Source organism: Paenibacillus sp. 1_12 (assembly GCF_900114475.1).
GTDB lineage: Bacteria > Bacillota > Bacilli > Paenibacillales > NBRC-103111 > Paenibacillus_S.
Map to the genome: position 1 here is coordinate 192,360 of NZ_FOTE01000002.1, position 14,098 is coordinate 206,457.

A 14,098-nucleotide genomic window follows, 5' to 3' on the forward strand; every position below is an offset into this window, starting at 1 on the left:
CCTTTCAATTTATCATTTTTTATTAGATTTGAAAATCAAGCAAGTGTCCTAATTTTTCATGCTTTGTGTGTAAATAGCTCGAATTCGACTCATTTTCCTGCATTTGAATCGGTACTCGTTCTACGACTTCTAGACCATAACCCTCTAATCCTTTGATTTTACGAGGATTATTCGTCAGCAATCGAATCTGCTTCAAGCCCAGATCCTTCAAAATTTGTGCACCAATGCCGTACTCACGCAAATCAGGCGCAAAGCCCAATTTAATATTCGCGTCTACGGTGTCCAAACCCTCTTCCTGAAGAACATAAGCCTTCAGCTTATTAATCAAGCCGATGCCGCGTCCTTCCTGACGCATATACAGCAGCACGCCGGAGCCAGCTTCATCGATCTGTTTAAGCGCGGCGTTCAGCTGTGGGCCGCAATCGCAGCGGTGGGAATGAAACACATCGCCCGTCAAGCATTCCGAGTGAACACGAACCAAGGTTGGCACCGAGCCATCGATTCTGCCTTTGACAAGCGCAACATGCTCTTTTTGATCGACGGCATTGGAATAAGCAATAGCTTTATACACACCGTAATCTGTTGGCAGCTTGACTTCAACCTCTCGAGTCACCAGTTTTTCCTTGTGATTGCGGTAGTGAATCATATCTTTGATCGTAATGATCTTGATATCATGCTTTTGGCTAAATTCCATTAATTCGGGAACCCTGGCCATTTCCCCATCCTCTTTAATGATTTCGCAAATGACAGCTGCTGGATAGGAGCCGCACATCCGCGCCAGATCGATCGCAGCCTCTGTATGACCGGTACGGCGCAACACGCCCCCTGCTTTGGCAATCAAAGGGAAAATATGTCCGGGCCGACGAAAGCTTTGAGGCTTTGAGTTTGGATCGATAAGGGCTTTTACGGTCATGGAGCGTTCGGTAGCGGAAATTCCTGTTGTCGTATCCGCACCGTCTACTGAAACCGTAAATGCTGTTCCATGATAATCCGTATTTCTGGAAACCATCGGCGGCAGCTCCAGCTCCTGTGCACGCTCTTCGGTTATAGGCACGCACACCAAGCCGCGTCCTTCCTTGATCATAAAATTAATGATTTCGGGTGTCGCTTTATCAGCTAATGCAATGAAATCTCCTTCATTCTCACGGTCTTCATCATCCACAGCGATAATGACCTTACCCAACATCAAATCGTAGATAGCTTCCTCAATCGTATTAAATTGAATAGGTACTGTCATTTTCCATTCCCCACCTCTCCATAATTACATAAATCCATTTTCAGCTAAAAATGCAGCTGTCAGCTTACTTGATTTTTTCTCAGAACCTTCGCCATGTGTTCGATGGCTTAGCAGCTTCTCCATATATTTGCCCAATACGTCGGCTTCTAAATTCACTTCATTACCAGGCTTCTTGTACTGAAGCACCGTTTGGGCCAGCGTATGTGGAATAATAGAAACTGTAAATCGTTGGTCGGTTACATGCACTAGCGTTAGGCTGATTCCGTCAATCGTGATAGAGCCATGGGGAATCATGTATTTTAGAATATCCGTATCCTCAGGCTCGATTTCGTAGACAACCGCATTTTGCTCGGTCGTTCTGCTCGTGATCGTTCCAATAGAATCCACATGTCCTTGAACAATATGACCGCCAAAACGTCCTCCCGCTGCCATAGCTCGCTCCAGATTCACCGGTTCACCGGTATGAAGCTTGCGCAGTGTCGTTCGACGGAACGTTTCTGGCATCACATCGACCGTAATCGATGAACCGTCATACTGCACCACAGTCAAGCAAACACCATTGACCGCAATACTGTCTCCTAAATGAACATCCTCCAAAATACGGCTGGCACCAATGCTCAATATCATGGCCTGCCCCTGTCTCGAAATACTTCGCATACTGCCAATTTCCTCTATAATCCCTGTAAACATCTTACATCACCTCGCTGCTGAAGCGTGGATATCCGGTCACGCAAACATCCTCGCCAAACTGTTGAACCGTGATACGCTCCAAACGGATTGCATCCTCCATACGATCAAATCCTGCAAACGGCATCGTATCCAGTGCCTGCCTGCCGCCTCCAATAATTTTGGGAGCAAAGAACAAATGAATTTTGTTAACCAGCTGCTTCTCCAGCATGGCGCCATTCAAGATGCCGCCGCCTTCAAGCAGAATCGACGCGATATCACGTTCGCCCAAAAGCTCCATCGCCCTGCTCAGGTCCACTTGAGGTCCGCTACCACACGAAATGACCGTTAAGCCAGCCGCTTCAAGCCGCTGCTTGGATTGCTCTGGAGCATGCTCTGTTGTCAGAACAAGGGTCTCCGCGGTACGGTCCGTTACTACCTTGGACTTGAGAGGCAGACGCAGGTGTGAATCAACAATCAGACGAATCGGATGGAGCGCAGGCACATCCAATCGTGTCGTCAGTAGAGGATCATCCGCAAGAACCGTTCCTATTCCGACCATTATCGCTTGGTGACGGTGGCGTAAATTATGGACATACGTGCGAGAGTCTGCATTCGTGATCCATTTACTGTCACCCGTTCTTGATGCCAATTTCCCATCCAGTGTACTGGCCGTCTTCATCGTGACAAAGGGGCGTCTGGAACCAATGAAGTGATTGAACGTCTCGTTCAGCTCCCTGCATGATTCGGCTAACACTCCCGTCACAACCTCCAGTCCATGCTGTCTCATTCGTTCAATCCCAGTACCCGCTACCAGCGGATTAGGGTCCTCACTGCCCACAACGACACGCTTCACCTTTTCTTTGATGAGACGATCGCTGCAGGGCGGTGTAATACCAAAGTGACTGCAGGGCTCCAAAGTCACATAGGCAGTGCTTCCTTCGGCTTCAGCTCCAGCCATTTGCAACGCGTGAATTTCAGCATGGGCCGTTCCCCGTTTGAGATGCGCTCCCATTCCAACGATTCTGCCTTCCTTAACGAGCACGCAGCCTACGACCGGATTAATCCCCGTCTGGCCTGCAGCGCCTCCAGCAAGCTGAATAGCAAGCCTCATGTAATATTCATCATTCAACAGCTCCATCGAAGTCACTTCCCCTGCCAAGACGCTATTTAGTACTAATCAAAAAAAGCCCTCTTCATTTCCAGAAGGGGCTTGTGAAAGAATTACGAAAAAAACGCAGAGTGATAGCGCATCTAAGTGATTGATACTCCCAGGCAACACAAATTGAACAGGCTATTAACCCATTTTTCTTAACATGCTGCAGTTGGTTTCATAACAACCCACGACAAATACCAGCGTCCACGTTTTCCCTTCTCCCATCCAGACTATACTGTCGGTCTCGGATTTTCACCAAGTCCACCGGTGACTGCAGCGGTTAAGCTGAAGCCCACGGGTCACGGACTGAACAAAACGCAGTTAAGCGTCTTATATCACCGCCGGTGGGGAATTGCACCCCGCCCCGAAGGAAAACATCATATTATGTTGTTTGAAATTCCTACTAAGTAGGTTGGAAAATACTTTGACAGAATTTTAACATCATTTTCTCGAAATTGCAACAGTGAGAATTTTATTCAAGTGGAAATGTCAATCGATAGCTGCACAAATTGCAACGATAGCACACTTGGACATAAACTTATTGAATGGTTATCCGATTAATTATAGATCGATGGCCAACTAGGATTGGATTCCAGTGAAAATGCAAAAAAACCTTATTAAATAAGGTTTTTTGTTATATTGTTGATTATGAGTCCTACCGCTTTATTTTCTTTTACTCACAAATTTCTGGGAATACGTTAAATCCTTGAAGGTCCGGATAATGCGAATCGATACATGATCATTACTAGTACGGTCTACAGGAACAAACACCATATTGATATAGTCCTTAAGCTCCATATCCAAGCCAAGCTCCTTAAATGCTTCAATAAAATCCCCGACATTCGGTGAAGTGGATAGATCACAAAATATTGAAATTTCTTTAATAGTCTTGACCGTACCGTCCATATGCTCAATTGAAGCTATGTATTTCGCGTTATCCATGTGATTGACCTCACTTTCTCACCTGCTACTAACAATCCTTGTCAATATAGCACATATGGAAGTCATTTACATGATAGATTAGGATCATTTATTAAAATACAATTCAACAAGAAAAAGCCAAGCTCCCTTATTTAAGGGAACTCGGCCATAATTTCATAAGGACCGGAAGCCTTTGCAGTAATTAAACTTCTACCACTTTGACAGATTCCATTTTGTCTCTGCCTTTAAATTGATCAACATGTTCCATACCCGAAGTTACTTTACCGAACACAGTATGTTGTCCATCCAGATGTGGTTGTGGATTATAGCAAATGTAGAACTGGCTTCCACCCGTATTACGGCCTGCATGCGCCATAGCCAGTGTTCCACGCTCATGTTTGTTTGGGTTGATTTCGCAGTTGATCTTGTAGCCTGGACCGCCAGTGCCTGTCCCCGTAGGACAACCGCCTTGTGCCATAAAGCCAGGAATCACACGATGAAATACGAGACCATCATAGAAACCATCATTCGCTAATTTTTCAAAGTTCGCTACTGTGTTGGGTGCATCCTTTTCAAATAATTCGATAATGACTTCTTCACCATTGGCAAGTTTGATTTGTGCTTGTTTTGACATGTAAATTGACACTCCTTTGTGATCTTCCTGTTCAATGTGTTTTATTGTACTACATCCTGCAGCTCTGCACAAATGCCATCAACCAGAACATAAAACCCTTCTGCTATGGATTCGGCTCCTGATCATTTTGTTGATCTGTGAACTACAAAGACTTCGTGGTTTGCTTCATTCTCGCTGGGATACGGTCATTGCCGACAATATTTTCGTACGACTCACGTTCCACCACAACCTCAGCTTCACCATTATTCACAAATACGACCGCAGGACGGCGAATCCGGTTATAATTGCTCGCCATTGCGTAATTGTAAGCGCCTGTGCAGGATACCGCCAAAACATCCCCAGAATGAACCTCAGGAAGCTTGACATCCCAAATCAGCATATCTCCACTCTCACAGCATTTACCTGCTATCGATACAAGCTCTTCATCTTTCTCGGTAGCCCGATTCGCAAGCATCGCCTCATAACGGGATTGATACAAAGCAGGACGTGGGTTGTCGGTCATTCCGCCGTCAACAGCCACATATTTGCGAACTCCGGGAATATCCTTGTGCGTACCTACTGTGTACAAGGTTGTCCCAGAATCTCCAACGATACTGCGGCCCGGCTCCACCCATATTTCCGGTGTCGGATAATCATAACGACTGAAGTTGCTGCTAATGGATTCGGCAATCGCTTTGACATATTGAGCAATCGGCAGTGGTGTATCGCCATCAACGTAACGAATACCGAAACCGCCTCCCAGATTAATTACGGAGAACACAACGTTCAATTCATCACGGACCTTAGCCGCAAAACCTATTACTTTATCAACAGCCATTTGAAAACCTTGTACCTCAAAAATTTGCGACCCGATATGTGAATGAACGCCCAGAAGCTCGATATTAGACAGCTTTGAGGCTTCCTCAATAGCATGGTAAGCTGAACCGTTATCCAAATCCAATCCAAATTTTGAATCCGTTTGACCTGTAGAAATATAGTCATGCGTATGAGCCTCAACACCAGGCGTGATACGGAATAAAATTTTCACTCTCTGACGCTTCTGGCCTGCAATGGCATTTAACATATGAAGCTCAACCAAATTATCGACCACAAAACAGCCAATCCCTGCATCAATGGCCATTTCAATTTCCATTGGCGTCTTATTATTACCATGAAAATGAATTCGTTCGGCTGGGAATCCAGCCTGAAGTGCTGTATACAGCTCCCCGTCTGAAACAATATCTAAGGACATTCCCTCTTCTTCTACTACACGGCACATCGCCATTACACAAAATGCTTTACTTGCGTAGGCAACCTGAAATTTCAACCCTGTTTCGCGAAAAGCTTCAACATATTCACGACATCTTTGACGAATCAATGATTCATCCATAACATACAACGGAGTTCCAAAGCGCTCTACTAGCTCTGTTGTGTCGCATCCACCAATTTGCAAATGCCCATAATCGTTAATTGTGCTCGTTCCATGCAAGTACATAGTTAATTTCCCTCTCCCCGTTGACATTATATCTAAAATACCATAGTGAGGCATGAGCTGACAATATGTATTGAGCCCTCCCTGCTCATGGTTGTCTGGTGCTATCCGTAGGTTTGGTTAAACTCATTCTGGTCTTAACCGCAAGGAATGGCCTACGAAGCACAATTTCCCGCATAGCCTTCACATTAAACGGTATGAACGGCCATAAATAAGGGGCGTTATAGGATCTTCGCGTAGCTAGATAAATCATCCATAGTGAGGAAACGATGACAAAACCCGGAACCTTCCATATCGCTGCCGCAATCAGAAGAGCAAGTCGAGTCAATCTATTGGCAAGCCCAAGCTCATAGCTTGGTGTCGCAAAGGTACCCACAGCTGCTACCGCTAAATATAAGATAACCTCGTTTACGAACAATCCGGTCTTTACTGCAACTTCACCGACCAGCACGGCGGCCACCAAGCCCATTGCTGTTGTAAGCGGGGCAGGCGTGTGGACAGCAGCCATTCGCATCAAGTCGATCCCAAGCTCCGCAATTAAAAATTGCACTAAGAGCGGCAGCTTTACGGCTTCTTGTGGTCCGATAAACTCCATGCCGAGTGGCTTCAGCTCCGGTGAACTCACCAGCAGAAACCAGAGGGGCAGTAGAAACAACGATGCCGCAATTCCTAGAAATCGAACCCAACGCAGGTACGTTCCTGCCATTGGCGTTTGCCGATACTCCTCTGCATGCTGCACATGATGAAAAAAAGTAGTCGGTAAAATGATAACACTTGGCGAAGTATCAACAAATAAGGTGACATGCCCTTCAAGCAGATGAACCGATATGACATCCGGCCGCTCCGAATACCGAACCATCGGATACGGATTCCAGCTTTTGCCCACTATCGCTTCTTCCAGCTGCTTTTCCGCTAGAGGTATACCTTCAACCTCGATTTTTTTGATTTTGTCACGAATCGATTCGACCAAAGCAGGATCACAAATATCATCAATATACGCAAGACACACGTCCGTGTGAGTACGTCGGCCAACATGGAGCATTTCAAGCTTTAACCGCGGGTCGCGAATCCGCCGCCTGACCAGTGTAACATTGGTGAGCAGCGTTTCCACAAAACCGTCACGCGAGCCCCTTACAACCCGTTCCAAATCCGGTTCCTCCGTCGAGCGAACCGGGAATATTTTGGCATCAACAATAATTGCCGCGGCGGACCCTTCAAAGAAAAATCCGGAAGCTCCCATCGCTACATCATCAATGACCTCATTCAATTTATCTGTCTGCTTTACCTGAATATGCGGAATCAGAGCGTCCATGAACAGCTGTATCGTGTCTTGTCCCACGGAATGTCCGTTCTGATGTTGAATCGGGATGTCTGTGATCGCCTCATCCTTAGCGTTATCACTAACATGCTCCGCCGTAGACAAGCGGTCCAGAACCATTGTAAGCACGTTGTCCTTGGCAAATCCGTTGTAATAGAATATGCCTGCCTTTTTTCCGCCAAATACCATCTCACGAAATACGACATCAAAGCTGGTATTTAAGCCAACCCTTTTCTCCAATATCTTTTTTAAAGCTTCAAATTCTGTAGGTATTCGGTCCTCTTTGTCCGGTTTTTGCTTAGAATTCAACTCATTATGTTGCGATTGCGGTTCTGCTTTTTGTTTCGTGCCCTCCTGCTGTTTTACATTGGATTGCTTCTGGTTATCCGGTTGACTAATATTTCCTTCGGCATCAATGTTGAGAGGCTTGTCGTCTGTCTGTTCAGACGGTTTCCCAGCTGTTCCTTTTATCAGCTTCGGACGAATCCATAATTTTTTCATAGCCATACCACCTCACCTATTATTAATTAGCCCAAGACATGCAGCCAATCGAGTAATGACCCCAGCACTTTTCCAAACACCATAGCCATCAGCAGCCACAACATATAGGACGCCATCCCTACCCGTTTGGCGAGGATGGGCAGTACGTTCATAACCTCCGTTAATGCACCTGCCAGCATGCCAACAAACCCGCCTGCCAACAATCCCAGTAAAATCGCAGTGAACGGATGCAATGAAAATGACCACACGAAGAAATCAGACACTGTAAAAAATAGCGAACCACCAATAACCGACCATTCATAAGCACGAATGAATCGATAAGAACGTGTAATTTGTGCCAGCCGCGGAATGATATCCAGCACAACAAGAAAAGCAACCATCCCACTACCTACAGCGATTCCGCCTGCCAATCCAATAAACAGCTGTACGGGAATCAGCCACCATAGGTTCATTTGTGCTCATCCTCCGCATCATGGATTCTGCAGTATTCCTCCGTTATGACGTAATGATTTACATTTTCCTGATACATAAACATTTCTACTTCAAGTGGGCTTGGTTCCTCATTAAATTTCTTTTTGAACAGATGATTGAAAAATATGATCATCCCCACACCAATTCCAATTGAATATGGAATTTGCAATAGCAGCGGGTATTCAACCCATTCCCCAGTAAGCAGCCTGTAAATACGTTGATGGACAACCCCCATGCTGACATCTGCATGAAAGTTCATAATGGCCAGGCCCGAACCGACGAACAGAAGCAGCCAGACAAGAGCAATCCATATCAACCTCGGCGGCTTGCGCTCATCCTTGATTTCGATCAGACAATGCGGCTCGCCAAAATGCTCAATTTGCATGAAAGGGTAGCGTTTTTTTATTTTACTCACAATGAGCATCATATCGATTAGCAGCATGCTGCCTTCATGTTCCCGTGGACGATGCAGCAACAGCATTTGCAAGGAGGGCTCGTATTCGGCATCAACCAGCATTTGCGCGACATCACCGAGTACAACCGGATCTCCCCGTCGTATACACATTCTTTTGCGTAAACGGATATACAAAGTTGTACCTGCAGTACCGGTTATCATGCCCCATCACTTCCCTTGCGTATTTAACCCATAGTATGAAAAAAAAGCGCAACTCCTAATCGCCAAAGGCTTTGGCAATAATTCTCTTGATGCTTGTATAAGTTTTTGCTTTTTATGGGAAAGTAATCGTAAGGTCGTAAATCCTGCTAGAAAGAAGGGAGTTTGGGATTATGGGAAAATTTGCTTTGACGCTCGTCATTATTGGTGCTTTGAACTGGCTGCTGATTGGATTATTTCAATGGGACCTGGTTACAGCGATATTCGGTGGGGAAGTTCATCGCGCATCCTCGGGCTTCAGCCGTATCGTGTACGCAATTGTAGGCTTGTGCGGTCTGTACTGCCTGAAATATTTATTTATGGATGAAACGAAGAGAGCCAGATAAAAGCGTGGTTGAATTCGAAGAAAGTTTAACCTTATCAAAAATATAGCCTTCAAACCTGAGGTTTGAAGGCCATTTTCTTTGTCAATCCACCCTCCAACGTTGAAGGGGAATCTGCATACGGTTTGAGCTAAAGGTTTTAATGGTTTGCTTACTGGGCAATTTGATCCTTGATCGTTTGCAATATTTTTTTCTCCAGCCTGGATACTTGAACCTGCGAGATGCCTAGTCGGTTCGCTACCTCAGATTGAGTCTGATCTCGATAATACCTGAGATATACAATTAACCGTTCCCGTTCGTTCAACGTTCCGATAGCTTCATTCAAAGCGAGTTTTTCAAACCATTTATCCTGGCCTTCATCAGCAATTTGATCAATCAGCGTTATCGGGTCCCCATCGTTTTCAAACACCGTTTCGTGAATTGAGGCGAGCGGCTTATTCGCTTCCTGAGCAAACACCACTTCTTCCGGGGTGATCTGCAGTTCGGCAGCAACTTCCTTGATCGTTGGCAGACGGCCATTATTCTTCGATAATTCGTCCTTGGTTTTACGGATTTTATTAGCAAGCTCCTTCAGCGAACGGCTTACCTTGAGCGTACCGTCATCTCTAAGAAACCTCTGGATTTCACCGATAATCATCGGTACCGCATACGTAGAAAATTTCACATCATAGGATAAATCAAATTTATCGACGGATTTGAGCAATCCGATGCAGCCAATTTGGAACAAATCATCGGCCTCATAGCCCCGGTTCAAAAATCGCTGCACGACCGACCAAACCAGACGGATATTACAGTTGACCAGTGTTTCTCTGGCAAGGGTATCACCAGATTGACTTAATGCAATTAAGCGCTTGACTTCGCTATCATCCAGGTATCGGTGAGAGGCATGTTTCAAATCGACATCCATATAGAATCGACCCCTAATTGAACAAAGCTTTTTTAGATTCAATTCGCTTTTTCATTTTGATTTTTGTACCGACGCCGATGGCTGTTGTCACTTCGATCTCATCCATAAAATTTTCCATGATCGTAAAACCCATTCCCGAGCGTTCAAGCTCCGGCTTCGTCGTATACAACGGCTGCTTCGCCTGTTCCAAATCGGCAATCCCCGCACCTTGATCCTCAATCGTTAAATATAAGGTGTCATCCTCGATTTCTGCTTCAATCATAACTACACAGTCAGGACGATTGTCATACCCATGAATAATCGCATTGGTGACTGCCTCGGAAACGACGGTTTTCATATCCGTTAATTCATCCAGAGTCGGGTCAAGCTGCGATACAAAAGCCGCCACCGTAACTCGGGCAAAGGATTCATTTTCGGAACGACTGGCAAACTGAATAGTCATAAAATTCCGTTCACTCATGATACGGCCTCCAAACTGCCGAGCGCTTGTTTTTCGTTATCATAAATGGACACAATTTTAAATAACCCCGACATTTCAAGCAGTCGATATACAGCCGGGTTTAGATCGCAAACAACGAGCCTTCCATCTCTAGCCTTAATTTGCTTATAGCGTCCCAGAATGACCCCAAGACCGGAGCTATCCATAAAGGACAATTCCTTAAAGCTCAGGATCATATGGTTGACTTTACTCTTATTCAGAGCCTCTTCCATGCGCAACTTGACGGTCTCAGCCGTGTGATGGTCCAATTCACCCTTCAGCCTGACAATAAGTGCCGTATGGTGATGCTCGATTTCAATATGCAGACTCACGCTGCTCACTCCTTCCCTTTCATGCACACCATTTCTACACAGGAATTCCCTTTTCCTGCCACTCGACAAAACTAGAAGAAATGTGCCAGAAAGTAAAGAAATGCGACATGATTGGGAAGCAGCCAGCCTGCACAAGCAGTTTGGTCATTCATTTGTCAAAAAGCTTGCATCAACTTAATCTATAAAAAACAAATGTTTGGCGCTCCGTTTCATCAGCACCCACCAGCCTGCCTTGCTTACTTCAATCGATGACTCCAATGGAAATTCGGAGAGCACCTGATCGCCTTTATACACAACGATCTTACCTATGGGCTGACCAATGGCAATCGGCGCTTTCAAATCCGACAGCAGCTGTACCTCATGGCGAATACCATCTCCAGCTTCACCCTTCTTCAGCAGCATACTGTAGGAATGTTTGGCCGTAAGCGGCACTACAGATTGCATGCCCTTACTAACCTTCAGCTCGCCAATAGTGTCACCGGTTTTGTAAATCGGATAGCTCATATATTGCGAAAAAGCATAATCGAACAGATTGGACACCTCGGCATTGCGGGTTTTGGTATTCGGTTCACCCATAACAACCGTAATAATTCGAAAATTATCCCGTTTGGCCGTAGCAGCAAGGCAAAACTTCGCCTCGCTTGTATAGCCCGTTTTCAATCCATCAGCACCGCTATAAAAGCGAACCAATTTATTCGTATTTACGAGCCAAAAAGGTTTAGCCGTATCCTTACGCAAATAATCCTGGTACGTCCCTGTGAATTGTGTGATTTCCTCATGCTTCAACAGCTCACGAGACATCAAAGCAATATCGTTAGCGGAGGAATAATGATTGTCTGCTGGAAGACCGTTGCAGTTGACAAAATGAGTGTTTTTCATCCCCAGCTGGGCCGCACGTGCATTCATCATCTGCACAAAAGCTTGCTCCGAGCCGGCAAGCTTTTCGGCCATTGCTACCGAAGCATCATTACCTGATGCCATTGCAATTCCCTTCATCATATCTTGTACCGTCATTTCCTCACCCGGCTCAAGAAAGATTTGCGAGCCTCCCATCGAAGCTGCATATTCGCTGGTACGCACCTTATCAGTCATCTTGATCTTACCTTGATCCAAAGCTTCCATCACGAGCAGCATCGTCATGATTTTGGTAATACTCGCAGGCGGCAGCTTGGAATCCTTGTTTTTTTCAAATATGACCGTACCCGAGTCCACATCCATAGTAACCGCTGAAGATGCGTTCGGAGCCAAATCTACAACCTGATTTGGAGACTGCTTTTCTTCAGCCCAAGCCATAGGTAAACTACACGCCACTAGTAAATGAATGCATAGCAACAGCCTCATTGTTTTCGTAAACATACCTCTTTTATCCCTCCATCCTAAAGGTTAAACTGCTTCTATTCATTGTTGACGAAATTCCGTTTAAATATTCCAAACGTTGGAAAATGAAAACAGGAAATCCTCCTATCCGCAGGAAGCGCAAAAAAGCACCCTTTCTTATCGAAGCAAAGGGTGCTCAGTCCAGCCTATGAAATAAACGGATAAGTATTATTTAATCATCTCGACGCCGTTCTTGGAAACAATCGCATAAATAAGCGGAGATCTGGCAGCGCTGCCTGAGACAATGGTAAACGCGGAACGTGTACGTTGTGTCATATCCTCTGTAAACATCGGCTCATTGTTGTTCATATACAGATCTGCTAACGTCTCGCCAGACTTAACGGGATCACCCACTTTTTTACGCAGCACTATTCCAACCGCCAGATCAATCTGATCCTCTTTAGTCGCTCTACCGGCTCCAAGCATCATCGCGGTAACGCCCAGAGCCTCAGCGTCAATCCTGGACACCGTACCATCCTCTATGGCCACTACAGGCACCTGATAAGGCGCGGACACTAATAGCTCTGGATTATCCATGGTCGCTTCATTCCCGCCCTGTGCGCTTACAAGCTGCTTCAGTTTGGCTAGGGCAGCCCCATTATGCAGCAGCTCTGTCACCTTAACCTTGGCCTCTTCATAAGTTGACGCTTTGCCACCAAGCACGACCATATGTGCAGACAGTACGATACAAAGCTCCGTCAAATCGGCAGGTCCCCTGCCCTGAAGCGTTTCTATGGCTTCACGGACTTCAAGCGCATTGCCTATCGCTTCGCCTAGCGGTTCATCCATATTGGTGATTACAGCTACAGTTTCTCTGCCGACCTCTTCACCGATTTCCACCATCGCCTGAGCCAGCTTTATCGAATCATCCAAAGACTTCATAAAAGCACCATTGCCGGTTTTTACATCCAGTACAATCGCATCCGCTCCCGAAGCGATCTTCTTGCTCATGATGGAGCTTGCAATTAATGGAATGGATTCAATCGTAGCCGTCACGTCACGAAGACCATACAGCTTTTTGTCTGCAGGTGTCATATTGCCGGATTGGCCGATTACAGCAACTCCGATATCGGTAACCTGCTGCAAAAATTGATCTTTGCTGAGCTCCACCTTAAAGCCCTCGATAGCTTCCAGCTTGTCGATCGTTCCCCCTGTGTGACCAAGGCCGCGACCTGACATCTTGGCTACAGGTACACCAGCAGCTGCCACCAGAGGAGCCAGAATCAATGTTGTCGTGTCGCCGACACCACCTGTGCTGTGCTTATCCACCTTTACCCCGGGAATGGAGCCGAGCTCCGCCTGATCGCCTGAGCGCGCCATGGCCAAAGTCAAATCTGCCGTTTCTTTAGCGGTCATTCCGTTGAAATATACCGCCATCGCCCAAGCTGATAATTGGTAATCGGGTATTTCTCCCTTCGTATAGCCTTGAATTATATAGTCGATTTCCGCTGTCGTTAACGGCTCAGCATCACGTTTTTTTTGAATAATATCAACTGTTCTCATCGTTTGCCACCTCATCTTTTTGTTTGAATCCATAGTTGAATTTTATCATAGACGGGAACAGACTCCTAATCAATCCTCATAAAGTGCTGCCCGTAAAAGACTTGGCAGCTCCATCTCGAAACCCGACATT

Annotated in this window: 15 protein-coding genes and 1 riboswitch; of the genes, 1 reads left to right on the top strand and 14 read right to left on the bottom strand. The window is 45.8% G+C overall.

What is annotated here, in order from left to right; translation table 11 throughout:
* Window positions 1-22: 22 nt before the first annotated feature.
* The 9 genes from BM210_RS04925 to BM210_RS04965 all read right to left on the bottom strand — a co-directional run bounded on the left by BM210_RS04925 (window position 23) and on the right by BM210_RS04965 (window position 8,991).
* The gene (locus tag BM210_RS04925; protein WP_091165127.1) at window positions 23-1,237 is read right to left on the bottom strand and encodes a bifunctional 3,4-dihydroxy-2-butanone-4-phosphate synthase/GTP cyclohydrolase II; all 1,215 of its coding nucleotides are present in this window, start codon (window positions 1,235-1,237) and stop codon (window positions 23-25) included.
* Between the two features lie 24 nt (window positions 1,238-1,261).
* The gene (gene ribE / locus BM210_RS04930) at window positions 1,262-1,927 is read right to left on the bottom strand and encodes a riboflavin synthase (RefSeq protein WP_091165129.1); all 666 of its coding nucleotides are present in this window, start codon (window positions 1,925-1,927) and stop codon (window positions 1,262-1,264) included.
* A gap of 1 nt (window position 1,928) precedes the next feature.
* Entirely contained in the window at window positions 1,929-3,044 is a 1,116-nt protein-coding gene (gene ribD, locus BM210_RS04935; protein ID WP_091165131.1) for a bifunctional diaminohydroxyphosphoribosylaminopyrimidine deaminase/5-amino-6-(5-phosphoribosylamino)uracil reductase RibD, read from the bottom strand.
* A gap of 224 nt (window positions 3,045-3,268) precedes the next feature.
* A riboswitch (FMN riboswitch) is annotated at window positions 3,269-3,435 on the bottom strand.
* Between the two features lie 287 nt (window positions 3,436-3,722).
* A complete protein-coding gene (locus BM210_RS04940; protein WP_091165133.1) occupies window positions 3,723-4,001 on the bottom strand; it encodes a hypothetical protein in 279 nt (92 codons plus the stop codon).
* A gap of 181 nt (window positions 4,002-4,182) precedes the next feature.
* On the bottom strand, window positions 4,183-4,614 hold the full coding sequence (locus tag BM210_RS04945) for a peptidylprolyl isomerase (protein WP_091165134.1): 432 nt from the start codon (window positions 4,612-4,614) through the stop codon (window positions 4,183-4,185).
* Between the two features lie 142 nt (window positions 4,615-4,756).
* Window positions 4,757-6,088, bottom strand: a complete 1,332-nt coding sequence (lysA, locus tag BM210_RS04950; RefSeq protein ID WP_091165137.1) for a diaminopimelate decarboxylase — start codon at window positions 6,086-6,088, stop codon at window positions 4,757-4,759.
* An 85-nt stretch (window positions 6,089-6,173) separates the two neighbouring features.
* Entirely contained in the window at window positions 6,174-7,904 is a 1,731-nt protein-coding gene (locus BM210_RS04955) for a spore germination protein (protein ID WP_256223247.1), read from the bottom strand.
* Window positions 7,905-7,930: 26 nt separating this feature from the next.
* Window positions 7,931-8,356 carry a stage V sporulation protein AB gene (locus BM210_RS04960; RefSeq protein ID WP_091165141.1) on the bottom strand — a complete coding sequence of 142 codons (426 nt, stop codon included), beginning with the start codon at window positions 8,354-8,356 and terminating at the stop codon, window positions 7,931-7,933.
* Window positions 8,353-8,991: a stage V sporulation protein AA gene (locus tag BM210_RS04965; protein ID WP_091165144.1), complete on the bottom strand. Its 639-nt coding sequence runs from the start codon at window positions 8,989-8,991 to the stop codon at window positions 8,353-8,355. Before BM210_RS04965 ends, BM210_RS04960 begins: the two co-directional genes overlap by 4 nt.
* Window positions 8,992-9,161: 170 nt before the next feature.
* Between BM210_RS04965 and BM210_RS04970 the strand changes: the two genes are divergently transcribed.
* Window positions 9,162-9,374: a DUF378 domain-containing protein gene (locus BM210_RS04970; protein WP_091165146.1), complete on the top strand. Its 213-nt coding sequence runs from the start codon at window positions 9,162-9,164 to the stop codon at window positions 9,372-9,374.
* 148 nt (window positions 9,375-9,522) lie between these two features.
* On the opposite strand, the gene sigF is transcribed toward BM210_RS04970, so the two are convergent.
* The 5 genes from sigF to BM210_RS04995 all read right to left on the bottom strand — a co-directional run bounded on the left by sigF (window position 9,523) and on the right by BM210_RS04995 (window position 13,968).
* Complete coding sequence (gene sigF / locus BM210_RS04975) at window positions 9,523-10,278, bottom strand: RNA polymerase sporulation sigma factor SigF (protein WP_091165148.1); 756 nt, start codon at window positions 10,276-10,278, stop codon at window positions 9,523-9,525.
* 13 nt (window positions 10,279-10,291) lie between these two features.
* Window positions 10,292-10,738 (bottom strand): anti-sigma F factor, encoded by a 447-nt coding sequence (spoIIAB, locus tag BM210_RS04980; RefSeq protein WP_091165150.1) that lies wholly within the window; start codon window positions 10,736-10,738, stop codon window positions 10,292-10,294.
* The gene (gene spoIIAA, locus BM210_RS04985; RefSeq protein WP_091165152.1) at window positions 10,735-11,088 is read right to left on the bottom strand and encodes an anti-sigma F factor antagonist; all 354 of its coding nucleotides are present in this window, start codon (window positions 11,086-11,088) and stop codon (window positions 10,735-10,737) included. The genes spoIIAB and spoIIAA overlap by 4 nt, the downstream gene beginning before the upstream one ends.
* Window positions 11,089-11,262: 174 nt before the next feature.
* A complete protein-coding gene (locus BM210_RS04990) occupies window positions 11,263-12,444 on the bottom strand; it encodes a D-alanyl-D-alanine carboxypeptidase family protein (protein ID WP_091165155.1) in 1,182 nt (393 codons plus the stop codon).
* 189 nt (window positions 12,445-12,633) lie between these two features.
* The gene (locus BM210_RS04995) at window positions 12,634-13,968 is read right to left on the bottom strand and encodes a pyrimidine-nucleoside phosphorylase (RefSeq protein WP_091165159.1); all 1,335 of its coding nucleotides are present in this window, start codon (window positions 13,966-13,968) and stop codon (window positions 12,634-12,636) included.
* Window positions 13,969-14,098 lie beyond the last annotated feature (130 nt).